Source organism: Dyella sp. SG562 (genome assembly GCF_011759495.1).
Lineage (GTDB): Bacteria > Pseudomonadota > Gammaproteobacteria > Xanthomonadales > Rhodanobacteraceae > Dyella_D > Dyella_D marensis.
This window is the reverse complement of the sequence record NZ_JAAOYS010000002.1, coordinates 484,397-510,804: the sequence shown is the minus strand read 5'-3', so window position 1 is coordinate 510,804 and position 26,408 is coordinate 484,397. Positions and strand designations below refer to the sequence as shown.

Below are 26,408 nucleotides of genomic sequence, written 5' to 3'. Positions count from 1 at the left end.
CTCTTCGATTCCCTATTCCCTATTCCCGGTACTTCACCAGCTACCGGTCTTCTTGTACTCGTCCAGGCCGGACTTGAAGGTGGCTTCGATGTCGTTGTTCCAGTCGCCGGTGGCGACGATCTTCTTCATCAGCTCGGCGTGGTTCTGGTGGAAGAACGCATGCAGGCCCTTCTCGAACGGCAGCACCTTGTCGACCGCCAGGTCGTCCAGGTAGCCCTTCTCGGCGGCGTACACCGACAGCGCAAGCTCGGCGATCGACAGCGGCGCGTACTGCTTCTGCTTCATCAGCTCGGTGACGCGCTGGCCGCGGTCCAGCTGGGCGCGGGTGGCCGGGTCCAGGTCCGAGGCGAACTGCGCGAACGCAGCCAGCTCGCGGAACTGCGCCAGGGCCAGCTTCACGCCGCCGGACAGCTTCTTGACGATCTTGGTCTGCGCCGAACCGCCCACGCGCGACACCGAGATACCGGCGTTCACGGCCGGGCGGATGCCGGCGTTGAACAGGTCGGTCTCGAGGAAGATCTGGCCGTCGGTGATCGAGATCACGTTGGTCGGCACGAAGGCGGACACGTCGCCGGCCTGGGTCTCGATGATCGGCAGCGCGGTCAGCGAGCCGGTCTTGCCCTTCACTTCACCGTTGGTGAACTTCTCGACGTACTCCTCCGACACGCGCGCGGCGCGCTCGAGCAGACGGGAGTGGAGATAGAACACGTCGCCCGGATAGGCTTCGCGGCCCGGCGGACGCTTCAGCAGCAGCGAGATCTGGCGGTAGGCCACGGCCTGCTTGGACAGATCGTCATAGATGATCAGCGCGTCTTCGCCGCGGTCGCGGAAGTACTCGCCCATGGCGCAGCCGGCGTACGGCGCGATGTACTGCAGCGCGGCCGACTCGGAGGCCGACGCCACCACCACGATGGTGTTGGCCAGCGCGCCGTTCTCTTCGAGCTTGCGCACCACGTTGGCGATCGACGAACGCTTCTGGCCGATGGCGACGTAGATGCACTTAATGCCGGAATCTTTCTGGTTGATGATCGCGTCGATGGCCAGCGCGGTCTTGCCGGTCTGGCGGTCGCCGATGATCAGCTCGCGCTGGCCGCGGCCGATCGGGATCATGGAGTCCACCGACTTGTAGCCGGTCTGCACCGGCTGGTCGACCGACTTGCGCCAGATCACGCCCGGCGCGACCTTCTCGATCGGCGAGCTGAGCTTGGCGTTGAGCGGGCCCTTGCCGTCGATCGGCGCGCCCAGCGAGTCGACCACGCGGCCGAGCAGCTCCGGGCCGACCGGCACTTCGAGGATGCGGCCGGTGGTCTTGGCGGTGTCGCCTTCGCGCAGGTGCTGGTATTCGCCCAGCACCACCGCGCCGACCGAGTCGCGCTCGAGGTTCAGCGCCAGGGCGAAGGCATTGCCCGGCAGCTCGATCATTTCGCCCTGCATCACGTCGGCCAGGCCGTGGATGCGCACGATGCCGTCGGACACGCTGATGATCGTGCCCTCGTTGCGGGCTTCCGCGCCGAGCTTGAACTGCTCGATGCGGGTCTTGATCAGCTCGCTGATCTCGGACGGGTTCAAGGTGGTGCTGGACATGGTGGTTATCCTGGGATTTTTTTGAATTCGCTAGTCGAGATCCGGTCCGTTCCGCGCAGGCGCGGGCCGGCCGGGCTGGCTCTGCGCGTACTCAGGCCGTCAGCGCGCCGGAAAGGCGCGCCAGGCGGCCGCGTACGGAGCCGTCGATCACTTCGCTGCCGGTATCGATCACCACGCCGCCGAGCAGCGAGGCGTCGACCTGGGTTTCCAGTTCGATGTCGCGCTTGAAGCGGCGCTTGAGCGAGGCTTTCAGCTGCTCGGCCTGCGCGGCGTCCAGCGCCATCGCGCTGGTCACCTTGACCAGCAGCTGCGACTCGGCCTCGCGCTTGTACTGCTCGAACAGGTCGGCCACTTCCGGCAGCAGCGCCATGCGGCGATGCTCGGCCAGTTCGGCCAGGAAGCCGGCGAACGGGGCCTGCGCGTCCATGCCCTGCGGCAGGTGCAGCGCGACGAGCTGCTCGGGCAGCACGCGCGGGTCGTTGCCGAGCGCGGCCACGCGGGCGTCCTTCGCCACCGCGGCGGCGAAGGCCAGCGCCTGCGACCACGCGGGCAGCGCACCGGACGCGCGCGCCAGCTCGAAAGCGGCGCGGGCATACGGGCGGGCGAGAGTGATTGCCTGGGCCATGGCTCAGATCTCGGCGACGAGCTGGTCGAGCAGGGCCTTGTGGGCCGAGGCGTCGACTTCGCGCTGCACGATCTTCTCCGCGCCCTGCACGGCAAGACGGCCGACCCAGCCGCGCAGTTCCTCGCGGGCGCGCTGCTGCATGCTGGCGATCTCTTCGCCGGCCTGAGCCTTCAGGCGCGCCGTCTCGGCGACAGCGTCCTCGCGGGCCTTGTCGACGATCTGGTTGGCCTGCTGCTGGGCGCGCTCGATGATCTCGGCGGCCTGCTGGCGGGCCTGCTTGATCTCCGTGGCGACCTTGGCGTCGGCGTCCTTCAGCTCGGCGCGCGCCTTCTCGGCGGCGGCCAGGCCTTCGGCGACCTTCTTCTGACGCTCTTCGATCGCGGCATTGAGCTGCGGCCAGATGAACTTGGTGGTGAACCAGACCAGGATGGCGAACGACACCATCTGGCCCAGGAAAGTCAGATTGATATTCATGAGCTTTCCAAATAACTCCGGTAACGCGTTAAACCGCCGATCGCCGCAGCGGCGGGCCGCTGCGACGACTCATGTCGCGCTGATCAGTGGCCGGCGGCCTGCTGGACAGCCGAGAGCAGCGGGTTGGAGAACGCGAACAGCAGCGCCACGGCCAGACCGATGATGAACGCCGCGTCGATCAGACCGGCGAGCAGGAACATGCGGCCCTGCAGCAGCGGAACCAGTTCCGGCTGGCGAGCGGCGGACTCGAGGAACTTGGAACCCATGATGGCGATGCCCAAGCAAGCGCCCAGAGCGCCGAGGCCAATGATGATGCCGATGGCGATGGCGGTCAGGCCCTGCACATGGGTAAGAAGTTCGGCGACGTTCATGGAATTCTCCTGTGAATCTTTCTATAGATTGATAAAGACGAAGCGGTTTAAAGCGGGACCGGTTGAAACAAAAACGTCAGTGATGCTCACGCGCCGTGGCGATGTACACGATCGTCAGCATCATGAAGATGAACGCCTGCAGCAGGATGATCAGGATATGGAAGATCGCCCATGCGGTGTTGAACACCACGCCCGGCAGGAAGCTGATCCAGCCAGCGAACAGGCCCGCGATCAGCATGAACACAAGCTCGCCGCCGTACATGTTGCCGAAGAGTCGCATCGCGAGCGACACCGGCTTAGACAGGTATTCGACGACGTTGAGCAAGAAGTTGAACGGCACCAGGATGGCGACGACTACCGGGTTGTGCGCATGGAACGGCGCAGTCATCAGCTCCTTGCCGAAGCCCAGCCCCCCCTTCGCCTTGATGCCATGGCCCAGCACGATGAAGAACACGACCAGGGCCAGGCCCACGGTGGTGTTGATGTCGGCGGTCGGCACCCAGCGGAAGAAGGTGTGGTGCGCGGCCTCGGCGCCGGCGGCGGTGGTCACGGCGAAGCCCGGTGCGTCCAGCGGCAGCAGGTCCATCGCGTTGAGGAAGGTCACCCACATGAAGATCGACAGCGCCAGCGGGGTCACCGTGCGGCGGTCGCCGTGGAAGGTGTCCTTCACCTGGGTGTCGACGAATTCGACGATCAGCTCGACGAAGGCCTGGCCCTTGGACGGCACGCCCGAGGTGGCCTTGCGCGCCTTCAGCCAGAACCACAGGCAGAACAGCGCGCCGAGCAGGAAGGCCACCACGATCGAGTCGAGATGGAGCTTCATGAAAGCACCGTCACCCAGGCTCACCACGTTGTGGTGCAGGTGATGCTGGATGTATTCGGTTAAACCGCCCTGAGGCTCGCTTGCCATGTCTCAGCCCTTGAATCGGAACGCCAGCAGATTTATTGCGTACGCAGCCACCAGCCCCGTGATAGCGGCCAGTGGCGGCAGTCTGTATTGACCCAGGATCACGATCAGCCCTCCAGCGATCGCGATCCATTTCAGAACCATGCCTGAAACCATCCGGCCCATGGTCATGCCGCCCCCGCCCAGTCCTGCGAAGGTACGCGACGCCAGCAGCGCGGTACCCAGCGCCACCAGTGCGGCGCCCGCAGCGGCCGCGATCGCATCGCGGTACCCCTGCGTCAGGAAAGCGAGGCCCACGATCGCCGCCGTGGCGAGCTGCAGCATCACGATGCGCAGCGCGAGACGACGTCCGGAGGCAAGACTGTTGAGCACGTGAGGTCCCCGCGCGGCTTCGCACTAGGCGGCACCGATCCAGCTGCGGGCCACGGTCCAATCTTAAAAAGTATATCAGCGGGGCATTTAGACGGACAAGCCGCGTTCCTGCGTTATGCCGCACTTTCGTGCCCGATCGCCTACTTTGCCGACCGGCGCGTGTGCACGGTGTCCATGCCGCGGGCAAGAAAAAGGCCGGACTGGAGAACCAGTCCGGCCTTGGGGGACGTCGCCGAGGGAGGGAGCGACGTTTTGAAGCGGATTACTTCGCGGCGGCGGCGGCCTTCTTCACCGCGGCGACCGGGGCCGACACGGCGTCGTTGGCGGCCTGCTGCTGTTCCTGCACCAGGGCGGACAGCGACTCGGCGGTCTTCTGCGTGACGGCGATGATTTCCTGGGTCACGGCGACGGCGCGCTCGGCGTTCTCGCGGCTCAGCGCGCTGCCCTTTTCCCACAGGGTGCGCAGGCCTTCGATGTCGCGGGTTTCGAGCGCATCGGCGATGTAGTCGGAGGTCACCTGGGACTGCTTCTCGAGCGCCTGGAACTGCAGCTCGGCAATCTTCTCCAGAGCCTTGAAAGCCACCGACTGGGCCTTGAAGGCGTTGTCGGTCAGCTGCTTGGCGTAGGCGAACACCTGGGCATTCAGTTGCTGGGTCATGGCTTTGCTCCCTCGAAGGGAATGGGGGTAGTGGGACAAAGCCTAACAAGGATTTTTGTGCAGCGCAATATATTTTTTGTGAAGACGCGCTTTGTCACATTAAATTATTTTAAGAACAATCAACTATGACAAATCCATGAAATGCCGCGTCGCGTCAAAAACTGGCGCGGCTGCAGCTGGCGCCCGAGGTGCAGGTCTCGTGCACCACCACCTTGTCCAGCCCCGGCAGGCGCGGTTCCAGGCGGCGGAAGATCCAGCGCGCGAGGTTCTCGCTGGTGGGGTTTTCCAGCCCCTCGATGTCGTTGAGGTAGTGGTGGTCCAGCTGTTCGTACAGCGGCGCGAAGGCCGCCTTGACGTCGGCGAAGTCCATCACCCAGCCCAGCTGGGGATCCGGCTGGCCCTCCACATGGATTTCCACGCGGAAGGAATGGCCGTGCAGGCGCGCGCACTTATGCCCCGGCGGCACATGGGGCAGGCGGTGGGCGGCTTCGAGATGGAAGAGCTTGAAGATATGCATTGCGCCATTCTAGCGCCCACCCCGCCATGGCGCCTTGCGCGCACTGGGGAACGCCCCAGGTCCGGCGCCCGCCGCGCCGGCGCGATACTCGGCCGGCCAAGGCCCGAGCCCTTCCCATGCGCCTTCTCGCCACCTTGCTGCTGAGCCTGACTGCCATGACCGCCACCGCCTCTTCCATCGGCACGCCCGACGCCGGCAGCCCCGAACGCAAAGCCATCCTCGACGCGGCCCGCGCGCCGCTGGAACGGCGCCTGCACCAACCGGTGCAGTTCGCGGTCGATCGGCTTCGCGTCGCGGGCGACTGGGCTTTCCTGCACGCGCATATGCAAGGCGCGGGCGGCACGCCGGTGGATTTCACCGGCACCGAGTTCGCCGGAGCGGCCAGCCATGGCGCGATGTCGCGCGCCTATGCCGCGCTGCTGGAACGCAAGGCCGGCCACTGGACCATCAAGGCCGAAGCGATCGGCCCGACCGATCCGGCCTGGACCGCCTGGGCGCAGACCTATGGCGCGCCGACAACGCTGTTCGTCGACTGAGCAAGGCTTGAAAGCACCGTCGTTCCGGCCTTGCACCGGGCACGCCTTCGATCGCCGCAAGCTCACCGACAGCCAGGCCAAGGTCTGCGCGGAAGATTCACAACATCCCCGATATAAGCCGCAGCGGCTCGACATGGCGCCAGGAAAGACCGCCACGCCAAGCGACACGCAGGGCTGGCGCAAGACGCCTTTCGAAGCCTGAGCAACACACACACTAACCAGGAGGGTTTATGCGTCGTGTGACATTTCTTACCAAAGCTGCCTGTATCGGTTTGATCCTGCTCGGCTACGGTTCGGTGGCCGACGCCGCACTCGTGACCACCACGCGCTCGGCCAGCAGCAGCGCTACCGCCGGCGACCTGACGATCTCGTGCCAGGCCGATGAAGTCGTCAGCGGCGGCGGCTACAAGTTCATCGCCGACACCGCCAACGTGCTCTACAACGCGCCCATCGGCGGCACCCAGCAGGGCTGGACGATCCGCTACACCGGCACGCCCACGCAAAGCACGCTTTCGTTCCTCGCCGTGGTGTGGGCGGTGTGCATGAAGCAGCAGTAAGTCATTCGCGAACGGCATCGCTTGGAAGAGGCCCCGGCACGGGGCCTCTTCTTTTCGCGCGGGCTATCGGGCACTGCAAAAGACGAAGGGCGCCCCGCAGGCCGCCCTTCGCCCTCCCCCGCCTGGCCGCAGGCTCAAGGGGGCGTGAGGTACCACGCGCCGCCGTAGGGGTGGCCGTAGCCCACCTGCTGCGTGCCGTTGCGATTGGTGTTGTTCGAACCGATCAGCTGGATGTTGCCGCCGCTGTTGCTGGCCACCAGCTCGACGTGGCCGCCGTTGTTGAGGATGCACACGTCGCCCGGCTTCGCATGGGCCGCATCGACCACTTTCCAGCCGCGGTCCTTCAAGATCCGCCCGATCGAACCCGGCGCGCCCGGACCGGTGCGGCTGGAACCCGACACCAGGTCGGTGTGCCGGTCGAGCACGCCCGCCTTCTGCAGCACCGCGGAGACGAAATTCGCGCAGCACTCGTCGGGCGACACGCCGGGATTCATCGGCAAGGCGCCGCTGCGTTCCAGCTCCGACGCATTGCGCCCGAGAAACTGCCTGGCGATGTCCACCACCTTGCTGCCGCTCGCACCGCTGCCGCCATGCACGCCACCGGTGCCCTGCGTACCGCCGGTGCCTTGCGTGCCGCCCGCGCCGGGGATATGCACCACCTGCCCCGGATAGATGCGATTGGGATTGGCGATCTGCGGATTCGCGCGCTCCAGCGCCGCCAGCGATACGCCGTTGCGCGAGGCGATGCTCGACATGCTGTCGCCCGAACGCACGGTGTAGTCGTGGCTGGCCGGCGCGCTGCTCGCGCTGCCGCCGCCGGGCAGATGGATCACCTGGCCCGGATAGATGCGGTTCGGATTGGCGATCTGCGGATTCGCCGCGAGCAGCGCGGAAAGCGACACGCCATGGCGCGCGGCAATACCCGACAGGGTGTCGCCCGGCTTCACCGTATAGCTGCCACCCGATGCCGCACTGCCGCCGCCACCCGGCAGATGGATGACCTGCCCGGGATAGATATGGTTGAAATCGCGAATCTGCGGATTGGCCGCTTCCAGCGCTTTCAGCGACACACCCTGGCGCGCGGCGATGGCCGACAGCGTATCGCCCGACTGCACCGTGTAATCGTGCGAACCGCCCGGCGGCGCAGGAGGCGACGGCGGTGCCGGCGGATTACCGCCATTCGGCGCATCGCTGCCGAACAACGCGGCCTCCTTCGCGCGCCGGTTCACCAGTCCCTGCAGGACATGGCCGCCGGCATGCACGTACTCGCCGAACATTGCCTGCGCGCCCTTGTAGTCGCCGGCATTGAGCTTGGCCAGCAGCCCCGGATAACCGTTCGCGCCGAGGTTGTAGGTAAGGCTTACCAAGGCATCGAACTGGTTCTGCGTGATCGGCACATGCACATTGCGCCGCACCGCATCCTGCGCCCAGGCCAGGTCTTCCTTGAGGTATTGCTCGGCCTGCGCGCGGGTGATGGTCTGCCCCGGCTGCACGCCCTTGGTGTGGCCGTAGCCGATGGTCCACGGCGCGCCGCCGGTGCCGGGGTCGGGATACGCCGTGGCGCTGTAGCCCTCGAAGCCCTCGATCATCTGCACGCCGTTCTGGCTGATGCTGAAACCCGAGGCCGGCCCCGCCTTGCCCGCCGCCGCTTGCGCGCCGCCGGTGGGCGCGGCAGGCGCGGCGCCGCCATCGTTCGCATGGGCGGGAAGATGGATCACGTCGCCGGGATAGATGCGATCGGGGTTGGCGATCTGCGGATTGGCCGCCTCCAGCGCCGCCAGCGACACGCCGAAGCGTTGCGCGATCGCCGACAGCGAATCGCCATGCCGCACGGAATACGTATTCGACGACTCGTCGCTCGCGGCGAAGGCTGGCGAGGAACGCACGGCGCTGACTGCGGTCATGGAAGGCCTCTCTGCTCGGATGCATGCGGCCCACCTGGCCGGCCGCCGAATTGCAGCATCGTGACAACGAGCTCTCCCATTGGGACTTTCCCCAGCTAGGTGCAACCCTAGATGGACGTCCAGACCATCTAGGGAAAACCCCAGCTAGGGAGCGCCCTACTGATCGGCGCTCGAGCCGCGGGGCTATCGTCCGGGCGTCACCATGGGAGGTGGAGCGATGTACCTGGAACTGCAGTCCCAACGCAGCGGCGCGGCGCTGCCGGTAGATCGCTACGGCGCTTCGGCGCAAGCCGCAGCCAGCGGCGCCGCGCATCCCGACGCGCACGTCTCGCAGCCGCAGCTGGCGTTCAATCCGCAACTGGCGAAGCTCACCGGCTCGATGTTCGGCGCTTCCGGCGCCGGCGCGCCGGACTTCGACGCGCAAGTGCGCGGCACCGACCCGAAGGCGATCGATCTGCAGCTCATGCGCATCGCACAGGACGTCTACGATCCGCACAGCCAGGGCGTCGATGGCTGGACGCGCCTTACCGCGGACCAACTCGCCCAGGCCGGCATCGACCCCGCCTCGCTGGAAGACCCGAGCACCGGCTTCCGCGCCGCCATCTACCAGGACAAGAACGGCGACCGCGTGCTGGCTTTCGCCGGCTCCAACGACATCAAGGACTGGCTCAACAATGCCGAGCAGGGCTTAGGTGTCCCGGCCGCGCAGTACCACCAGGCGGTGGCCCTGGCCACGGAAGCCAAGGCGGCGTTCGGCGACAGCCTGGCCATCACCGGCCACTCGCTGGGCGGCGGCCTCGCCTCGATCGCCTCGCTGGCGACGGATTCGGCCGGCGTCACCTTCAATGCCGCGGGCCTCAACGACGAGACGATCCGCCGGCTGATTCCCGACGGCGATCCCGCGGCGCTGAAGCAGCAGGCCGGGAACGGCTTGATCCGGCGCTACGCGGTGGACGGCGAGATCCTCACCACCGTGCAGGAACACTCGCCCCTGCCCGATGCGGTCGGCCACAAGATCGCGCTGCACGATCCCGATCCGGTCGCCAAGCCGGACATCCACTGGTACGACTGGCTCGACGGCAAGGCGGAAGTGCTGGAAGCGAAGTACGCCGTCGACGTGGCCAAGCATTCCGTCGACCTGCATCTGGATGACGCCGTGCTCGCCGCGCTGCAGAAAGACCATCCCTGGCAGCCCTGAGCCGCCCCACCATGAAACCGTGACGCCGCCTCTGCTGTACTCGGGCGGCTTTCGGCGCTGGGCCGACATGGGAGAACCCGGCATGATGCACATCCTTCGCCCCAGGCGTATTGCCTGGTGTCTGCTGGCAGGCCTTGCGCTCGCCGGCGCCGCCGCGGAAACCCAGGCCATGAGCGACACGGATGCAAGCAAGGTGTTCACGGATACGCGCGTGGTGGCGCTGGTCGATGCCGCCGCGCAAGGCGACGAAGCACGCGTGCGCGCCTTGCGCGAGCAAGGCGCCGACCTCAACGCGCAGGGCGACCGCGGCGTAACACCGCTGGAATGGGCGCTGCTGCACAAGGACCGCCGCGCCATGGAAACCCTGCTGCGCGCCGGCGCCGATCCGGCGCGCCCCGGCGTGGGCGGCGCCACGGTGCTGCACCTGGCGGCGATGGCGAACGACTCCAGCTATCTGCGCCTGCTGCTCGACCATGGCGCCGACCCGAACGCGCCGCACGGCGTGACGCAGGCGCCGCCGCTGGACGCCGCGCTGATGAACCCCGGCGAAGATGCCTTCGACCTGCTGCTCGCCCATCACGCCGATCCCAACCGCGCCGACCGCCTGGGCAATACGCCGCTGCACGTCGCGGCCAAGGTGCATCGCACGCATTGCGTGCTGCGCCTGCTGGAGGCCGGGGCGGATGCGACGCGGCGCAATCAGCAGGGGGCGACGTTCCAGACGTACTTCAACATTCTTCCTGCGGGTGGCTTGAACGCCACGGCACGCGCGCAGCACGAGCAGGTGCATCAGTGGCTGCGGTTGCACAATGTTGCGGTGGAGCAGGGCGTGCAATAAACGCTCGTCATCCCGGCGCAGGCCGGGATCCAGTAGCGTCGCCGCTCGATTGTCGCGAAAGGCTCAAAAGCTGAGTCCTTGAACTCCTCGCCTGCACATGGCTTATCGCCACTGGATCCCGGCCTGCGCCGGGATGACGCCAGTTGAGGTGTTGCGCGGAAGTTGAGCTGGTATGCGGACGGTGGTGCGCTACTGCGCTTCCGGCGCACTGCCCCACAGATAGCGCGGCGGCAGCCGCCCACGGAACTCCGCCCAATCCACCGCCTTCGGATAACGCCCGCGCCCCGCCTCGCGCAACGGCATGCGCGGCCCGCGGCGCGGACGGCAGCGGGCGCTGAGCTTGCGGCGGCGGCGCAGCGCGGCTTCGGCGGCGCGGCGGCGGCGGTCCTGCTCGCGGCGGTCGCGGTTTTCCTGCGTTTCCTCGGCGTCGGCGGCGCGCCGTTCGCGCGCGGATTTCACCTCTGCCTCGCCCGGACGGCGGCCAGCGGCTGCGCGTTCCTCTTCGCCTACCGCGCCGACGCGCCGCATGCGGTCCTGCACCAGGGTGAACTGCAGGCTGCGGCCGGCGCCCAGGTCGATATTGCGGCCGGCGCGCATCGCCGCGGCCTGCGCGGCCACGGCCTGCGGGTCGATAAAACCGGGCGCCTGCACGTTCGCCGCGCCGGCGCTGCCGGCGGCGGCCTGGCCGAGCTGGGCCATCAGCAGGGCCATGATCTGCAGCTTCGCTTCGTTGCCGTCCACCGCCGCGGCGGCCACGCTCCAGCCGGCCGGCGGCATGCCCTGCGGCACCGCCTGCCAGGCCATCGGCGTGCTCACCAGCGCCGGCCGGGTGCCGTCCAGCCAGGGCATCGGCGGAGGCGGCGGCACGGAGTCGTTGCCGTGCTGGTTGTTCAGCGCCGCCTGCGCCATCGCGCCGGCAGCCTGGGCGAAGCTCAGCACGACGCCGTCGGCGCGCGCGGCGCCCAGCGCGGTGGCGGGTACGCCCGTCGCGGTGGCGCCACTGCGGTCCGCGCCCTGCACGTAGTTCACCGGCGCACTGCCGGGCACGGTGCCGCCGGGCCAGCCGGCGAGCTGGTTGCGCGAGGCCTGCGCGGCCAGGTCGGCGCTGTTCATGGCGCCGGCGGAAATCAGGGGAATCGCCTGCAGGCCGCCGCTGGTCGACAAGGTCACGCCCAGCTGGATGCCGTCGATGCGCGCGCTGCCGCGCAAGGCATCGGCCAGCTCCGGCAGCAGGGGCAGTTCGTGGCCGGATGGATTGTCGACATTGCCGTTGCCGCGATTGCCCCAGTTGCCATTCAGATCGCCCAGGCTCGACACCGGCAGCTGCACGGTCAGCCCTGACGACAGCGGCGTGTTCGCGCTCATGCCGGGATTGACCTGCAGCAGGCTGTCCAGCGGCAGGCCGAGCTTGTCGGCGATGGTGCTTACCGTGTCGCCCGGCGACATCGGGAAGCTCAGCTGCACGTGGCCGTTGCCCTGCGCATCGTGGCCGCCGCGGTCGCCGCCCAACAGCCGCAGCACCGGATCGTTCGGAAGGTGGATGCCCATCGCCCCTCTCCTCAGCTCAGCAGGGACGGAGCGATCTCCAGCTCGCCCAGCCGGCTGCTGGCGAACCGCTCGATCAGCTGCGGCGCGCCGTCCAGCAGCTGCCGGTAGGCATCCGGCGAATGCGTGTCGGCGCGCAGCTTCCAGCCCTTGTCGGTACGGCTCAGCCACAGCTCGGTGCCGGGCAGCACGCCGTCCTTCAAGGTGATCATGATTTCGCGCGACTGCGCGGAGCTGCGCGCATCGGGCACCAGCAGCCGCTTGACGTGGCGCTCGATCAGCTCGGCCAGCGCGGGCGCCAGCGCCGCCTGCGCGGCGGGCGCCGGCTGTTCCGCGCCGTGCAGCACGATCTGCTGCGCCTGCTGCCAGGCCTGCGCGCCGGCGCTGGCCTGGGCCTGGCCGTCCGGCTGGCCGCCGCCCGAAGACGTATCGCTGCCGCTGTCGCGCTCGCCGTCGCGCGGCGGCAGTGCGGTGGCCCTGCCGGCGGAAGCGTCGAGCTGGCGCTGCAGCAGTTCGCGCAATGCCTTTTCCTGTTCGCTGGCACCTGGGCCGCGCGGGCCGGTGGCGGCCTCGCCGCTGTCCTGCGCGTCCTGGCCCTTGCCGTCCATCAGCTTGCGGAAGCGCTGGATGTCCTCGCGTCCGCGCGCGGGTTCGTCCTTGGCGCGCTGCGTATGCCCGTGCGTATGCGGCGCGGGCGGCGTGGTGTGGGTGGCGGTGGTGGCATCGTTGCGCATAGGGACCTCAGTTCGTCGGTGCGCGGCGCAGGAACAGTTCTTCCAGGTTCTGTTCCTCGCTCCATTCGATGCGGCCGCGCATCTCGCGCAGCCAGCCTTGTTTCATTTCGTCCACGGCGTCGAGCTTGCCGCGCGCCTGCCGCCACGCGGCGGCGGCGCGGTCCAGCGCGTCCTGGGTCTGCGCGCAGGCGATCTCGCGCTCGTCCAGCTCCGCGCGGCGCAGCAGGATCTGGTGATCGAGCAGGGCCAGGTGCCGCTCGTAGCGGTCGATCGCCAGCGCGGTGGGCGCGCCGTTGGCGAACATGCCGGTCCAGGCGCGGTCGGCGAAATCCTGGCGCGCGAACGTGGCCTGCTGCAGGCGCTCGTCGGCCGCATGGCGTTCCTCGTCGGCCAGGCGGTGGCGTTCGCGGCACTGCTTCAGTTCCGACTCCAGCGCATGCAGGCGGATGCCGCGCACCGTGCGCAGCGGTTCCAGCGGGAAAGGACCGGCGCTCATGTGCACACTCCCGTCAGGCGCGAGCGCGTGCCGGCGAAGTCGGCCGCCTCGTGCGTGCCCTGGCGCAACAGTTGGTTGATGGCGTCGATGCGCGCGATCGCCGTGTCGGCGTCGGCGTCGCCGCCGGGTTTGTACTCGCCCAGCTGCAACAGCATTTCGATGTCGCGGTATTTGGCGAGGTAGCGGCGCAGCAGCGAGGCGGCGCGCTGGTGCGCGTTGCCGGTCACGCGCGGCATCAGGCGGCTGGCGCTGGCCAGCACGTCGATCGCCGGGTAGTGCCCGGCCTGCGCCAACCGGCGCGAAAGATAGATATGGCCGTCCAGGATCGAACGCACTTCCTCGGCGATCGGATCGCTGCCGTCCTCGTCTTCCATCAGCACCGTATAGAACGCGGTGATGGCGCCCTTGTCGTTGGTGCCGGCGCGCTCGAACAGGCGCGGCAGCGCGGAGAACACCGACGGCGTGAAGCCGCGCCGCGACGGCGGCTCGCCCATCGCCAGGCCGACGTCGCGCAGCGCGCGGGCGAAGCGGGTGATCGAGTCCATCATCAGCAGCACGTTCATGCCGCGGTCGCGGAAGTATTCGGCGATGGCCGTGCCCAGCCAGGCCACGCGGCTGCGCTCCAGCGCTGGCCGGTCGGAAGTGGCGACCACCACCACGCTGCGCTTGAGGCCTTCCTCGCCCAGGCTGTCGTGCAGGAACTCGCCCACTTCGCGGCCGCGTTCGCCGACCAGCACGATCACGTTGACGTCGGCCTGCGCGTTGCGCGCCAGCATGCCGAGCAAGGTGCTCTTGCCGCCGCCGGCCACAGCGAAGATGCCGGTGCGCTGGCCGCGGCCGATGGTGAGCGCGGCGTCGATCGCGCGCACGCCGGTGGGCATGGCCTGGTCGATCACCTGGCGGCTGAGCGGATTGGGCGACGCCGCATACAAAGGCACGCGTTCCACATGCTCCAGCGCGCCCAGGCCATCCAGCGGATCGCCGTGCGCGTCGATCACGCGGCCGAGCAGGCTCATGCCGGCCGGCGCGGTGGCCTGCTTGCCGGTGGCGGTCACGGTGGTGGCGGTGGAGATGCCTTCCAGCGGACCCAGCGGGGTGAGCAGGGTCTGGTGCTGCGACACGCCGACCACTTCGGCCGGCAGGCAGAAATCGTTGTCCGGCTGCTCCAGCAGGCACAGCTCGCCGATCGCCGCGCGCACGCCGGTGGCGCGCACCAGGGTGCCGTAGGCCTCGGCCACGCGGCCCACGCGCTGCAGCGTGTCGCGCCGGCTCAGCGCGCGCAGCAGCGGGTCGTCGCTGGGTGCGGCGAAGGTCTCCGGCAGCGGCGCGTCGGGCTGCGGCAGGCTCATGGCACGCCGGCCCCGCTGTGCTCGGCGGCGGCCAGGATCACGCGCGCCTGTTCCAGCTGTTCGTTGAAGCCGGCGCGCACCATGCCGCCGGCGGATTCGATGATGCAGTCGAAGCGGTCCAGTTCCGGGTCGCCAATGATTTCGGTGTCCGGCGCCGCCGCCGCGCCCAGCGCGGCCACTTCGGCCCGGGCCTGCTCGGCCACGTCCGGATGCACGCGCACCAGCAGGTGCGGCTCGAACACCAGCTTCTGCATGGCCTCGGCCACCAGCGAGGCGACCAGGCGCTCGGCGCCGATCGCCGGCGCGATATGCCGCACCACCGCGATGGCGATCTCGCTGGCGCGCCGGCGCAATTCCACCGTGGCGGCGGCGCGTGCCACCACCAGCGCCTCCAGCGCACGCGCGCAATCGCGCAGGCCACGCTCGCGGCCTTCGACCAGGCCTTCGAACTTGGCCTGGCCGCGGATCTGCTCCACTTCCTGCTGCGCCTGGCGCAGGATCGCGTTGGCCTCGTCCAGGATGCGCTGGGCTTCCTGCAGCGGCGCCCAAGCGGCGGCCGGAATCACGCCGCCATCCAGATACAGCTGGAAGCGCTCGCGGTCGACGAACATGGCCTGAGCGTTCATAGGGCGGGCTCCTCCGCGACAGGTTCCACCGGCACGGGAGCTAGCAGGGCCGGCACGGTGGACGCCGGCAGCCAGGCTTCCTTCGCGCAGGGCAGCGCCGGCGCGGTGGCATAGGCCAGCGCCAGGCGCTCGGCCAGCCGCGGATCGTGGCGGCCGGCATGGCCCAGGAATTCGATCTTGCCGCGCTCGTAGGCGGCCTCGCGCAGAGCGCCGGCATCGCGCTCGCAACGCTGGATCAGTGCGCGGCCCATGTTGCGCACGGCTTCGGGCGCGGGGCCGCGCCAGGGGTCGGCACCCTGCGCGCGGCGCCAATGTTCGAGTCCCAGCGCTTCGCGCAGGAACAGCACTTCGCTGCGCTCCACCGTGACGCGCACCGCCGGACCGAGCGCGATCGCGCCGAGTACGCGGGTGAACGCATCGAGCTCCGCCTGCGGCCAGTGCAGCCAGGGTTCTTCTTCCACCCACATCGCCCAGCGCTCCTGGTCGGGCGCGAACACGCGCGGCTGCATGCGCAGTGCCGCACGTGCGAGCTGGCGCCGGCCGAGCGCGGACATCCGCGCACGTTCCAGCAGCGGCACCGGCAGCGCCGCGCAGCGCGCCGGATGCAGGCCGTCGAGCGCGGCCCGCGCGTGCTGGCGACGCATGGCGCGCTCAGCGCTCACCCGGCGCCTCGCGCCGCATCACGCCGCGCGACGGGTGGCCCATCAGCGCGCCGCGGTTGCGCCACAGCAGCAGGCCGGCCAGCAGCACCGCAAGCGCCGCCAGGCCGATCAGCAAAATCGACGCGACGTCGCCGCGCATCACGCCCGACCGCGCCGGCTGCACCGGCACTTCGCTGGGCGTGCGCTGGAAGAACTGCACGGTGACGCGGCTGGGATCGGTCAGCCCTTCGGTGCCGGTCATCACCGCCGCCTTGATGTCCGGCGCACGGCTTTCGATGCCGGCATTGGGGCGGGCGATGATCACCACCGAGGCGGAGCCGCTCGGCGGCTTGTCGTCGATCGGGCTCTTGTCGGGAATCGACAGGTAGACGTACGCGTCGACCACGCCGTCGAACTGCCGCAGCGTATTGCCCAGCTGCTGTTCGCGCGCGTAGATGAAGCGCTGCTTGTCCTCCAGCGGCGAGGAGACGAAGCCGTCCTTCTTGTAGATCTGCGCGATATTGGCGATGCCCTGGTGCGGCAGGCCGGCGTCGCGCAGCACCGCCACCGCGGCCGGCATGTCGTGGCGGTCGAGCGACACCCGCCAGCCCTCGCCGCGCTCGCCGGGTTCCTTCTGCGCGTCGATGCCGGCGTTGATCAGCGCGGCCACCACGTCGTTGGCCTGCTGTTCGTCCAGCTTGGCGTACAGCACGTCGCGGCTGCAGCCGGCGAGCAGCCCGAGCACGCAGGCCAGGGCCGCCAGCCGCAGGGCGAAGGTCGCGAAACGCTTGATCATCGCCTTGAGACCTCAGGACTGCTGGCGGAACAATTGCTGCACGCCTTCCGAACTGCGGTTGGCGACGTTGCTGGTCAGCTCCGCCTGGAACACCAGCTCGTGGCATTTCAGGGTCATGTCGATGACCTGGCTGGGCGAGAGATCGCGCCCGTTCGCCTTCATCGCCTCGGACAGGCGGCCCAGTTCGTTGGCGCGGCCGTTGAGCGAGTCGAACTGGCCGAGCACCGCCTTGAACTCCGGCGACATCTCGTGCGGCACCGGCGTCACCTGCTCGGACTGCACCGCGTTGGCCGGCGCGGCGTCGGCGAAGCTCTGGCGGAACTTGGCCACGTCGTCGGCATGCGCCGGCGAGGCGGCCTTCGGTTCGGCCGGCGCGAACTGGCCGACATTGACCAGCTGGGTAGGATCCACGTTCATGCTCATGCCTCCTGGCACGCGGCCGGATTACTGCTTGCGTCCGAGGGTTTCCAGCGCCTGGCCGACCGCGTTGTTCGAGGTGGCCGCGTTGGTGGAAAGGAACTGCATCTTCAGGCTCTCGGCGGTGAGCTGGGTCATCACCGACGGCTGGTCCGAACCGTTCTCGCTCACCTGCGCGGACAGCTCGGTGACCTTGGAGGCCTGATGGTCCAGCGCGTTGCCCCAGGCCTTGGCCATGGCTTCGAACCAGCTCTTGGACTGCTCGTCGCTGGCCGAGCGGCCGGCCGCCGCGCTGCCGCCGGCGATGCTGGTGTTGATGGTCGGGAACTGCGTATTGCCGCCGTTGCCGTTGATGCTGTTGTTGCTGCTCATGGTTCGTCTCCTGGTGGTGACACTGCTCGCTTCAACGCCCGCCGCCGGCCTGGGCCCTCGCACCGATGGCGACGGCCTTGGCAGGAAGGACGGGCGGCTCCGGCGCCGGTTCGGCCGCGGAAGCGGCGGACTCCGGCACAGCCGGCGGCAGCAGCACCGACGCGGCCGCTTCGTCGAGCGGCTGCGGGGTCTGGTAGTCGTCGGCCTTGTTCAATTGCATGTAGCGGTTGTCCGGCATGCGCAGGAGGATGGTTCCTTCCGCGCTGACGGCGAGGAACACGCCGCCCTGCGGCAGCTTGTTGCCCACGTAGTAGCGCGACTCGTCGCGCGTCACGAGGTACGGTTCGCGCCCGCCGACCACGTGGCGGATGCGCTTGCCGGGATCGGGCTTGACCGGTTCCGGCGCATGTTCGTCGTAGTTCTTCAGCGCCAGGGCCAGGCCCAGCGCGTCGGCGTTGAGGTTCTGCATGTCGGTGGAGCCGAGCACGTCCCTCTTCACCTTGTCGGCCTTGGCGATGTCGCCGAAATGGCCGCCGACTTCCACGCCGCCCTGGTCGAGCAATTTGGTTTCCACCGTGTAGCCGTGCATGGCGAAGATATCGTTGACCTGCTTCTCCACGCTGGGCCAGTCGCGCACGGTCAGCTCGGTGGTGAGGCCGGCTTCCGAAAGCTTGCGCTTGAGCTGCGGCAGCTGCGCCGCATTGCCGATCACCCCGCGCAGCACCACGTGGCCGCCCTCGCCCGCCGAGGCGCTGACGTGGCGCAGTGACAGGCCATGCAGGATCGCGCGGACGCGGTCGAGCTGGTCGGACACGCTGGCCGCGCGCACCGTCACCGCCGGATGCGTGACCTTCCAGCTGCCGGCCAGCACCAGCGCGGCTACCGCCAGCAGCAGGCCGGCCAGGGCCAGCACGCCGCGGCGGCGGCCGGCCAACTGGCGTTCGGTGAGCGCGGGCAGCGCGTCGTCGCCGGCATCGGACAAGCTTTGCCAGCGCTCGCTCCAATGCGGACCGACCGCGAACTGCACTTCGCCCAGGCGCACCAGGGCGAAGTGTTCCAGGCTGACGTTCTCGCCCACCGCGATGCGGCCGTCGTGGGTTTCCACCTCGCCGTCCATCGCGCGCAGCAGCACCTGGTCGCCGACCACGGTGAGCACGCAGTGATGGTTGGCGATGCCGGTGTCGTTGAGGATCAGATCGCAGTCGTCGGCCTGCCCGATCATCAGGATGCCGCGCTGCGGCAGGCGCAGCTCCGCACCCGCATGCAGCCCGCTGAACACGCGCAAGGCCAGCTGCACCTTGGGCGGCTGGCTGGCGCGTTGGCGGGTAGCGGGCAAGGCGCTCATGGCATTACTCCGGAGGGCGCTTCTGGGGTGCGGGAGCCGGCGCCGCGGTCGGCGGCGACTGCACGATCACCGGCAGCGGCGCGGGCTGCGTGACCTGGCTCTTCTTGTGGTTCCACCAGGCGTCGCGGCTGGCTTCCTGCTTGTCCAGCTGCTCCTGGCTTTCCATGCTCACCTGCGGCGAGCTGGGGGTCTGCTGGCCGTTGATGTGGTTGAGCATCACCAGGCGCGGCGTGATCAGGAACAGGCGCTCGGTATGCGCGCGCTGCTTCTGCACGGTCTTGAACAGATAGCCCAGCAGCGGGATGTCGCCGAGCACGGGAATCTTGTGCTCGTTGTTCTGCGACTGGTCCTGCACCAGGCCGCCCAGCAGCAGGCCCTGGCCGTCCTGGATCACCGCCTGCGTGTTGACCGCGTTCTGGCTGACGATGGGATACGAGATGTCCTGCGCATCCTTGGCCGAGTAGGTGATGTTGCCGTCCTCGATCTGCACCATCATGCGGATGCGCGGCGCGCCCTCTTCCATCACCAGATGCGGCGTGACGCGCAGCGTGGTGCCCGCGGTGACGTTGTAGAGGTCGGAGTTGTAGGCGCCGGCCACCGGCACATACACGGACTGGTTGCTCTGGATCACCGCCTCGGCGTCGTTCATGGTGATCACCTGCGGGCGGGTGACCACGTGGGCGATGCCGTCGTCTTCCAGCGCATTGATGTTGGCCACGAACTTGGCGGGGTTGCCCAGGATCGTGCCGATCTGGAAACCGTTGTTGAACAGCGGCGGCAGGCCGCTGGTGTCGCCCAGCCCCAGCGCGGCCAGCAGCAGCGCCTTGTTGTACAGGGCGTCGGCCGGCGCCTGGTTGCCGCTCATGAAGCCCACCGTGGTGCGGTGGTTGCGGTAGAACCAGTTGATGCCGAGCTGGCGCGCCTTGGTCTTGTTGACGTCGATGATGGTCGCTTCGATCTCGACCATCTGCGGCGGCACGTCGAGCTGGCGGATCAATTCGTCGTACATCGGCAGGCGGTCGGGCGTGTCGCGCACGATGATCGCGTTGCGGAAGCTGTCGGCGACGATGCGCGTGTCGCCGCTGCCGGCGATCGCTTCCACGCCGTTGCGCTGCGCGGTGGGCGCCAGCTGCGCGGCGGGCGGGGTCAGGCCGTCGTCGTCCTGCGCCGGCGGCACGCTGTAGTTGCCCAGCGGCGGCGGCGGTTGCTGCCCCTGGCCGGCCAGGCCCTGGCCGCGCAGGCCGCGCTGGCGCGGCGAGGCGAGCCGCTCGCTGGCGCCGCTGAACTGGCCGTAGCTGCCCGGGTCGCTGACCAGGGCGCGCAGCACGCTGGCCACGCCCGGCACCGTCACCTGGCGGCTGCCCAGGTTCATGCTGGTGTCGGAGGCCCAGGCGTACTTCAGCGGATAGAACTTGAAGCGCGTGGTCTCGCGCTGGCCCAGGCCGGCAATGGTCAGCGACATCTGCTTGACCTGCTCGGCGAAGCGCTTGGTGCCGGTGATGGAGACCAGGCCGGTGCTGGGTTCGAGCTTCCACACGTTGCCGGTGGCGGCGTCGGCCCAGTTCACGCTGCCCATGGCGGAGATGAACTGCTGCTCCAGCGGCAGCGGCACGCTGGTGTAGTCGGTGACGCGCTCGGAATCGAGGTAGACGTAGACGGCCGAACCGTCCCAATAGGCCAGCAGGCCATTGGTGTCGGCGATGCGCCGCCACACCTGCGCATAGGTGCCCTTGAAGCTGCCGTTGAGCGTGCCGTTGCGCGCGGCGACCTGCGGGCTCAGCACCACTTCCAGGCCCTGGTCGTGGAAGAAGTCCGGCAGGATCTCGCGCAGCGTCTTGTCGGTCTGGATCTCGGTACTGCTCTTCTTGAACGGTATCGCGGCCGCCTGCGCCAGCGCGGCGTACAGCATCAGGCCGAGCACCGCCATGCAGGCCAGCGCCCGCCGCGTGCCCTTGCCCATCGTCCTGCCCCTGTCATCGCCCATCTTCACGGATTCCTTGGCCTGTTCAATGTCGCGGCCGTCAGACGGCCAGTTGTCCCACCGGCACCAGACGCAGGTCGGGTACCAGCTCCTGATAAGAAAGCACCGGGATGTCGGCGTACTCCGCCTCGGTGAGCTTGCGCAGGTGGCGGCGCACGTCCATCGAGCTGAGCAGCACCATCGCCGTGCCGTGTTCGCCGCGCGCGTGCTCGCCGATCTGCGCCAGCAGGCGCGCGGCGAGATCCGGCTCCACCGCCAGCTGGGTGCCGGCCGGGCCGGTGTGCACCGAGCGGCGCAGGCGTTCTTCCAGCTCCGGGCGCGCCACCAGCACGCGCAGCACGTGGTTGTCGTCGGCGTAGCGGTAGCTGAGGTGGCGGCGCAGCGCCATGCGCACGTATTCGGCCACCAGCACGATGTCCTTCTCGCGGCTGGCGGCGTCGGTGATCGCCTCGAACACGTCGCGCAGCTGGCGGATCGGCACGCGTTCCTCGACCAGGCGCTTGAGCACCTCGGCCACGCGCTGCGGCGACACCACGCGCAGCATTTCGCGCACCAGGTCCGGGTAGTCGCGGCTCAGGCCGTTGGAGAGATTGGAGGTTTCCTGGATGCCGACGAACAGCGACAGATGCCGCTCCAGCGACAGGCGGATGTGCTCGTGCAGCACCTGCGGCGCTTCCAGCGCCTTGGCCTGGCGCGCGCCGTCGCGCGGCAGCCAGCGGCCGGGGAAACCGTTCACGCCTTCCGGGGCCAGCGCGCCGTTGTCCGCTGCCGCCGCCGGCGGCAGCGCGGCACGGCCGGGGAGGAACAGCTGGCCCGGACGCAGCGCACCGTGGGCGATACGTACCCCGTAGGCATACAGCGCGTAGCCCTGCTCCGGCAGATTCAGGCCGGCGCGCAGCGCGGGCTTCGGCAGCGGCACGCCGTAGTCTTCGCGCAGGCCGCCGACCACCTGGCGCAGCACGCTGCGCACCTGGTTGCTGCCCAGCGCCTGCAGCGCCGACATGTGCACTTCCAGCAACAGCGGCGCCGAGGGCAGCAGCACGTCGCTGTCGGCCACGTCCGGCGGCAGCAGCTCGGCCTGGCTCTCCGGCACCTTGAACAGGCGGCGCAGGAAGCCCACGCGCTCGCGCATGCGCCAGGAAGCGATGCCGACCAGGATCAGGCCCAGCGGCAGGAACACCAGCACCGGGAAGCCCGGCACCAGCATCATGCCCAGCGCGATGCAGCCGATGATCATGGTCACCCGCGGCTCGCCGGAGATCTGCCGCGCGATGATCGCGCCGAGGTTGCGGTCCTCCTCGTCGCCGGCGGTGCGGGTGACGATCAGGCCGGCGGAGATGGAAGCCAGCAGGGCCGGGATCTGCGCGACCAGGCCGTCGCCGATGGTCAGCACGCTGTACGTGTGCACGGCCTCGCCCAGGCCCATGCCGTGCATCATCACGCCCACGCCCAGGCCGCCCAGCAGGTTGATCACGATGATCACGATGCCGGCGATGGCGTCGCCCTTGACGAACTTCATGGCGCCATCGAGCGAGCCGTGCAGCTGGCTTTCGATTTCCAGCAGACGCCGGCGGCGGCGCGCCTCGTCTTTCTCGAGCAGGCCCGAGCGCAGGTCCGAGTCGATCGACAGCTGCTTGCCGGGCATGGCGTCCAGCGAGAAGCGGGCCGCCACTTCGGCCACGCGCTCGGCACCCTTGGCCACCACGATGAACTGCACCACCGTGATGATGAGGAACACCACCAGGCCCACGATCAGGTTGCCGCCGACCACCATGTTGCCGAAGGTGTCGATGATGTGGCCGCCGTCGGCGTTGAGCAGGATCGAGCGCGTGATGGCGATCGACAGCGCCAGGCGGAACAGCGTGGTGAGCAGCAGCACGCTGGGGAAGCTGGAGAACGCGACGGGCGCCGGGATATAGATGGCGATCAGCAGCAGGCCGACGCCGATGAGCATGTTGAGCGCCACCAGGGCGTCGATGGCCATCATCGGCAGCGGCAGGATCATCAAACCGATGATCGCCACCACGCCCGCGACCAGCACCAGGTCGCTGTAGCTGCGCGAGCCGCCGGCGCCGGGCGCCAGCCGCGAGAGGATCGCTTCAAGCGCCATGGCGCACCGCTGCGGCGCGGCCGGCGACGACCCGCTGTGCTGGCAACCTGATTGGCCTCGCCACGCTGACCACGCACACGACTCCGGCAAGCGGACACACTCGTCCATTGAGCGAATGGAAACGCCCTCTCCCACTGCCGTTGCCGATGCCGCCGCGCTCTTGCGGCGCGATCCACTTCAGCCTTACGCCCCCTGTCGGCGCTCGGTGAAGTGGCAACCTACACAGCGCCCCTGAAAATCGGTACCTAGGGAAAACCCTAGGTTTTATGATTCACCTTCGTGAAAATGAAATTCACACGGGGCATATAATCGAAAGTATTTTCCGATTCACGCTTTCAGCGTGATATTGATCACGCTATTTCGCATTGTCATCACGCCGTAATTCGGCGATCAGTTCCACGCGCTGCGCCGTGACGCCAAGCACCAGGCGGCGCTCCGCCGCATCCACCACCACCACGCGCTCGCGCGCGCCTACGGCAACGGCCTGAACCACTTTCAACGGACCGCCGGGACCACGTAACGCCTGGCCCTTGCGCAGCCACCACAGCCATGCAAGCAAGGCCGCGCATACTGCAATTAGCGGTAATAAAAGGCCTAGCCAGAGGCTGCCGCCTTCGGGTGAATCGGTTGCAAATGCGACGGATGGCCAAGTTAATCCGGCCATGACGTTGCGAAGTAATCTCTTCATGGCATTATTCCCATTCCAAAAAAAACCAACCGACCTGGCCACTGTGTCGTTCGTCATGGGGGACGAAAGCGCGGCACACCTGATCGATCAAGGATCGTCACGATGCCTGTGACCCGGATTCACCGCAAGCCGACGCCCGCACGGAACGCGACCGCCGACGCAGCGCAGGGATATGCATGGATCGACGCGGTGCCGTGGCCATGCATCGTGTTCGACCGCCACGACGGCAACGCACTGGCCTGCAACGCGGCTTTCCGCGACGAGTTCCCCCAGTTCGAGCGCGCACCGGCGCGCGCACACTTCGACGCAGCGTTCGAAAGCACCAGCGGCCAGGGCGGCAAGCCGATCTACTACGCCGCGCAGACGCGGCGCTGGTATCGCATCGACAACGGCCAGCCGACCGTCGCCGCGCCGGCCGAGGCGCTGTTCATCACCAATATCAGCGAGTGCATCGACCTGCTGCGCCGCCACCAGGCGCAGCACGAACAGCTGTTGTCCACCTCGCGCATGATGAGCGTGGGCGAGATGGCGACCACGCTGGCGCATGAACTCAACCAGCCGCTGGCCGCGGCGGTGAACTACTTGAACGGCTGCGAACAGCTGGCGGGCGAGACGCAGGGGTCGGGCCATCTGCTGCAGGGCATCCGCCTGGCCAAGCGCCAGGCCGAGCGCGCCGCGCAGATCATCGGCAGCATCCGCGAGTTCGTTCGCAGCCGCGAACCGCACCGGCAGAACCTGGATGCGCACGCGCTGGTGCACGGCGTGATCGAGCTGCTGCGGCTGGAGGCCGAGCAGTTCCAGGTCGCCATCGTCGACGCGCTGCCGGCGGACCTGCCGCCGATCTTCGCCGACCGCGTGATGATCGAACAGGTGCTGCTCAACCTGATCAAGAACGCGATCGAAGCCATGCGCGAGACACCGCCGGCGCGGCGCGGCATCCGCGTCACCGCGCGGGTGGACTACGACGGCATGGTGGAGATCCGCGTGGTCGACCAGGGCTGCGGCCTCGGCGCCGCCGACATGCAACGGCTGTTCACGCCGCTGTACACCACCAAGCCCGACGGGCTGGGGATCGGCCTGGCCATCTGCCGCTCGATCGTCGAATACCACGAGGGACGCCTGTTCGCCGAACCGAACCCGGAAGGGCGCGGCGGCTGCGCCATGGCGTTCACCGTGCCACGAGGGAACGCTGCATGACATCGGCCAACCACGGCACCCGCATCTACCTGGTGGACGACCACCAGGAGTTCCGCGATTCCTGTGTCTGGATCCTGGAGCAGACCGGCTTCGAGGTGCAGGCGTTTTCCAGCGCGGAGGCCCTGCTGAAGGAGATCGCGCGCACACCGCCGCCGGCGCGCAGCTGCGTGGTCAGCGATATCCGCATGCCCGGCATGAGCGGGCTGGAATTGCAGAGCGAGCTGGCCCACCGCGGCCTGGCGCTGCCGCTGATCTTCGTTACCGGCCACGGCGACGTGCCGCTGGCGGTGGATGCGATGCGCCATGGCGCGGCCAATTTCATCGAGAAGCCGTTCGACGCGCCGCTATTGATCGAGGCGATCCAGTCCGCGCTGTCGGCGCATGCGCCGCAGGCGGCTTCCGGCGCGCTGGCGAACCTGACCCGGCGCGAGCGGCAGGTACTGGACGGCATCATGAGCGGGAAACTCAACAAGGTGATCGCGGACGATCTGAAGATCAGCCCCAAGACCGTGGAACTGCACCGCGCCAACCTGATGGCCAAGCTCGGTGCGCACAACGTGGTCGAACTGACGCGCGCCGTGCTGGGCCAAGCTTGAGCATGGTCGCCATGGAGGCCGTACCGGCCATTCCCCCGCCCGGCGACGGCTTGCTCGCCGCGGCCCGCGCATTGCTGTCGCGCGGCAACGTATTGGCTTATGCCGACGCCATCGGCGTGCTCACCGTGCAGGCCGGACGCGGCCAGCGCCACGCCGCCGGCCTGGCCTGCGTGCGGCTCGATCATGCGCATGGCTCGTGCTGGCTGGCCCTGGAGCAGGAGCGCGGCGAAAGCCCGCTCGGCGATGCGCGCTGGCAGGATTACGACGGCGAAGCGCGCCTGCTCGCCTGGTCGCTCTCGCACGAAGCGCTGGTCGGTGCGCTGGGTGCGCTGCTCGGCCAGGATGCGCTACCGGCGGCCTTCCTGCCGATCGGCGGCGAGCGCGACAAGCTGTGGCTCAAGCTGCTGTGGCAGGAGCACGACGGCGGCACCGTCGGCGGCTGGGTCGGCCTGGCCGAAACCGACGTGCGCGCGCTGGCGGCACGCAGCGAATGGCGGCAGGACCCGTCCACGCCCGCGCTGATCGGCGACATTGCATCTCTCTCACTGCGCCTGGTGGTGCCGGGGCACGCACTCGATGCCGCCGCCGCGGCCGCACTCGCGCCCGGCGACGTGCTGGTCGTCGGCCATGAGGCGGACTGCGAAGCGCGGCTGCAGCCGGACGACGAAAGCGCACGCCACGTTTTCGGCCTGCCCGAAGGCTGGGCGGTGCAGCGGCGCCAGGGCGAGTGGCAGATCGTGCAACGCCCGCTGATGGCCGTGGGCAACGACTCCGCGCGCCCGCTGTTCCTGCTGACGCGGCTGAACATGAGCCTCGACGACCTGGGCGCCCTGCGCGCCGGCAGCGTGCTGCAGGTGGACGGTGCGCTGGTCGGCGCCACCGTCGGGATCATGCTCGGCGGACGGCGCTACGGCGAAGGCAGCGTGGTGCGGCTGGGCGAATGGTTGGGCGTACGCATTGCGCAAAGGGACTGA

30 protein-coding genes are annotated in these 26,408 nt (G+C 68.6%); 8 read left to right on the top strand and 22 right to left on the bottom strand.

The annotated features are described in order from the left end of the window. Window positions 1-33 precede the first annotated feature (33 nt). The 8 genes from atpA to queD form a co-directional block, all read right to left on the bottom strand. Complete coding sequence (gene atpA, locus FHW84_RS05750; RefSeq protein ID WP_167253302.1) at window positions 34-1,584, bottom strand: F0F1 ATP synthase subunit alpha; 1,551 nt, start codon at window positions 1,582-1,584, stop codon at window positions 34-36. Window positions 1,585-1,675: 91 nt separating this feature from the next. Next, a complete protein-coding gene (locus tag FHW84_RS05745) occupies window positions 1,676-2,209 on the bottom strand; it encodes a F0F1 ATP synthase subunit delta (RefSeq protein WP_167253300.1) in 534 nt (177 codons plus the stop codon). Between the two features lie 3 nt (window positions 2,210-2,212). Continuing rightward, the gene (locus FHW84_RS05740) at window positions 2,213-2,683 is read right to left on the bottom strand and encodes a F0F1 ATP synthase subunit B (RefSeq protein WP_167253298.1); all 471 of its coding nucleotides are present in this window, start codon (window positions 2,681-2,683) and stop codon (window positions 2,213-2,215) included. 83 nt (window positions 2,684-2,766) lie between these two features. After that, entirely contained in the window at window positions 2,767-3,054 is a 288-nt protein-coding gene (gene atpE / locus FHW84_RS05735) for a F0F1 ATP synthase subunit C (RefSeq protein WP_167253296.1), read from the bottom strand. Between the two features lie 76 nt (window positions 3,055-3,130). Beyond that, window positions 3,131-3,964 carry a F0F1 ATP synthase subunit A gene (atpB, locus tag FHW84_RS05730; protein WP_167253294.1) on the bottom strand — a complete coding sequence of 278 codons (834 nt, stop codon included), beginning with the start codon at window positions 3,962-3,964 and terminating at the stop codon, window positions 3,131-3,133. A gap of 3 nt (window positions 3,965-3,967) precedes the next feature. Next, entirely contained in the window at window positions 3,968-4,333 is a 366-nt protein-coding gene (locus FHW84_RS05725; protein WP_167253292.1) for a hypothetical protein, read from the bottom strand. 262 nt (window positions 4,334-4,595) lie between these two features. Beyond that, the gene (locus FHW84_RS05720) at window positions 4,596-4,991 is read right to left on the bottom strand and encodes a phasin family protein (RefSeq protein ID WP_167253290.1); all 396 of its coding nucleotides are present in this window, start codon (window positions 4,989-4,991) and stop codon (window positions 4,596-4,598) included. A gap of 154 nt (window positions 4,992-5,145) precedes the next feature. Next, window positions 5,146-5,508 (bottom strand): 6-carboxytetrahydropterin synthase QueD, encoded by a 363-nt coding sequence (gene queD / locus FHW84_RS05715; RefSeq protein ID WP_167253288.1) that lies wholly within the window; start codon window positions 5,506-5,508, stop codon window positions 5,146-5,148. Window positions 5,509-5,624: 116 nt separating this feature from the next. On the opposite strand from queD, the gene FHW84_RS05710 reads away from it, so the two are divergent. The 3 genes from FHW84_RS05710 to FHW84_RS05700 are packed head-to-tail and all read left to right on the top strand — an operon-like array spanning window position 5,625 to window position 6,601. Next, complete coding sequence (locus FHW84_RS05710; protein WP_167253286.1) at window positions 5,625-6,044, top strand: hypothetical protein; 420 nt, start codon at window positions 5,625-5,627, stop codon at window positions 6,042-6,044. Window positions 6,045-6,051: 7 nt separating this feature from the next. Continuing rightward, window positions 6,052-6,246: a hypothetical protein gene (locus tag FHW84_RS05705; protein WP_167253284.1), complete on the top strand. Its 195-nt coding sequence runs from the start codon at window positions 6,052-6,054 to the stop codon at window positions 6,244-6,246. A 28-nt stretch (window positions 6,247-6,274) separates the two neighbouring features. Further along, entirely contained in the window at window positions 6,275-6,601 is a 327-nt protein-coding gene (locus tag FHW84_RS05700; protein ID WP_167253282.1) for a hypothetical protein, read from the top strand. Window positions 6,602-6,735: 134 nt separating this feature from the next. Here FHW84_RS05700 and FHW84_RS23200 read toward each other — a convergent pair whose 3' ends face one another. Further along, window positions 6,736-8,505: a LysM peptidoglycan-binding domain-containing protein gene (locus FHW84_RS23200; RefSeq protein ID WP_167253280.1), complete on the bottom strand. Its 1,770-nt coding sequence runs from the start codon at window positions 8,503-8,505 to the stop codon at window positions 6,736-6,738. Between the two features lie 217 nt (window positions 8,506-8,722). Between FHW84_RS23200 and FHW84_RS05690 the strand changes: the two genes are divergently transcribed. Together FHW84_RS05690 and FHW84_RS05685 are read left to right on the top strand one after the other, a co-directional pair. Then, window positions 8,723-9,703, top strand: coding sequence for a DUF2974 domain-containing protein (locus FHW84_RS05690; RefSeq protein ID WP_167253278.1), 981 nt, complete (start codon window positions 8,723-8,725; stop codon window positions 9,701-9,703). An 82-nt stretch (window positions 9,704-9,785) separates the two neighbouring features. Further along, window positions 9,786-10,541, top strand: coding sequence for an ankyrin repeat domain-containing protein (locus FHW84_RS05685; RefSeq protein WP_167253276.1), 756 nt, complete (start codon window positions 9,786-9,788; stop codon window positions 10,539-10,541). A gap of 189 nt (window positions 10,542-10,730) precedes the next feature. On the opposite strand, the gene FHW84_RS05680 is transcribed toward FHW84_RS05685, so the two are convergent. The 13 genes from FHW84_RS05680 to fliO all read right to left on the bottom strand — a co-directional run bounded on the left by FHW84_RS05680 (window position 10,731) and on the right by fliO (window position 23,641). Next, the gene (locus FHW84_RS05680; RefSeq protein WP_167253274.1) at window positions 10,731-12,089 is read right to left on the bottom strand and encodes a LysM domain-containing protein; all 1,359 of its coding nucleotides are present in this window, start codon (window positions 12,087-12,089) and stop codon (window positions 10,731-10,733) included. Window positions 12,090-12,100: 11 nt separating this feature from the next. After that, window positions 12,101-12,820: a type III secretion HpaP family protein gene (locus FHW84_RS05675; RefSeq protein ID WP_167253272.1), complete on the bottom strand. Its 720-nt coding sequence runs from the start codon at window positions 12,818-12,820 to the stop codon at window positions 12,101-12,103. Window positions 12,821-12,827: 7 nt separating this feature from the next. Next, window positions 12,828-13,316, bottom strand: coding sequence for a hypothetical protein (locus FHW84_RS05670; RefSeq protein WP_167253270.1), 489 nt, complete (start codon window positions 13,314-13,316; stop codon window positions 12,828-12,830). Continuing rightward, on the bottom strand, window positions 13,313-14,665 hold the full coding sequence (locus FHW84_RS05665) for a FliI/YscN family ATPase (protein ID WP_167253268.1): 1,353 nt from the start codon (window positions 14,663-14,665) through the stop codon (window positions 13,313-13,315). The genes FHW84_RS05670 and FHW84_RS05665 overlap by 4 nt, the downstream gene beginning before the upstream one ends. Further along, on the bottom strand, window positions 14,662-15,291 hold the full coding sequence (locus FHW84_RS05660) for a FliH/SctL family protein (protein ID WP_167253266.1): 630 nt from the start codon (window positions 15,289-15,291) through the stop codon (window positions 14,662-14,664). The genes FHW84_RS05665 and FHW84_RS05660 overlap by 4 nt, the downstream gene beginning before the upstream one ends. After that, a complete protein-coding gene (locus FHW84_RS05655; RefSeq protein WP_167253264.1) occupies window positions 15,288-15,935 on the bottom strand; it encodes a hypothetical protein in 648 nt (215 codons plus the stop codon). The genes FHW84_RS05660 and FHW84_RS05655 overlap by 4 nt, the downstream gene beginning before the upstream one ends. A gap of 7 nt (window positions 15,936-15,942) precedes the next feature. After that, window positions 15,943-16,728, bottom strand: a complete 786-nt coding sequence (gene sctJ, locus FHW84_RS05650; protein WP_167253262.1) for a type III secretion inner membrane ring lipoprotein SctJ — start codon at window positions 16,726-16,728, stop codon at window positions 15,943-15,945. 12 nt (window positions 16,729-16,740) lie between these two features. Next, window positions 16,741-17,145, bottom strand: a complete 405-nt coding sequence (locus tag FHW84_RS05645) for a hypothetical protein (RefSeq protein ID WP_167253260.1) — start codon at window positions 17,143-17,145, stop codon at window positions 16,741-16,743. Window positions 17,146-17,172: 27 nt separating this feature from the next. After that, a complete protein-coding gene (locus FHW84_RS05640; protein WP_208399640.1) occupies window positions 17,173-17,517 on the bottom strand; it encodes a hypothetical protein in 345 nt (114 codons plus the stop codon). A 31-nt stretch (window positions 17,518-17,548) separates the two neighbouring features. After that, on the bottom strand, window positions 17,549-18,862 hold the full coding sequence (locus tag FHW84_RS05635) for an FHA domain-containing protein (protein WP_167253259.1): 1,314 nt from the start codon (window positions 18,860-18,862) through the stop codon (window positions 17,549-17,551). Window positions 18,863-18,866: 4 nt separating this feature from the next. Continuing rightward, window positions 18,867-20,846 (bottom strand): type III secretion system outer membrane ring subunit SctC, encoded by a 1,980-nt coding sequence (gene sctC, locus FHW84_RS05630; protein ID WP_167253257.1) that lies wholly within the window; start codon window positions 20,844-20,846, stop codon window positions 18,867-18,869. Between the two features lie 37 nt (window positions 20,847-20,883). Continuing rightward, the gene (gene sctV / locus FHW84_RS05625; protein ID WP_167253256.1) at window positions 20,884-22,953 is read right to left on the bottom strand and encodes a type III secretion system export apparatus subunit SctV; all 2,070 of its coding nucleotides are present in this window, start codon (window positions 22,951-22,953) and stop codon (window positions 20,884-20,886) included. Between the two features lie 355 nt (window positions 22,954-23,308). Continuing rightward, on the bottom strand, window positions 23,309-23,641 hold the full coding sequence (gene fliO, locus FHW84_RS05620; protein WP_167253254.1) for a flagellar biosynthetic protein FliO: 333 nt from the start codon (window positions 23,639-23,641) through the stop codon (window positions 23,309-23,311). 102 nt (window positions 23,642-23,743) lie between these two features. On the opposite strand from fliO, the gene FHW84_RS05615 reads away from it, so the two are divergent. Genes FHW84_RS05615 through FHW84_RS05605 form a run of 3 tightly spaced genes read left to right on the top strand, consistent with a single transcriptional unit; the run spans window position 23,744 to window position 26,408 of the window. Next, window positions 23,744-24,838 (top strand): ATP-binding protein, encoded by a 1,095-nt coding sequence (locus FHW84_RS05615; protein ID WP_167253252.1) that lies wholly within the window; start codon window positions 23,744-23,746, stop codon window positions 24,836-24,838. Then, window positions 24,835-25,434: a response regulator gene (locus tag FHW84_RS05610; protein ID WP_167253250.1), complete on the top strand. Its 600-nt coding sequence runs from the start codon at window positions 24,835-24,837 to the stop codon at window positions 25,432-25,434. Before FHW84_RS05615 ends, FHW84_RS05610 begins: the two co-directional genes overlap by 4 nt. Before the next feature lie 11 nt (window positions 25,435-25,445). Then, complete coding sequence (locus FHW84_RS05605; protein ID WP_167253248.1) at window positions 25,446-26,408, top strand: FliM/FliN family flagellar motor switch protein; 963 nt, start codon at window positions 25,446-25,448, stop codon at window positions 26,406-26,408.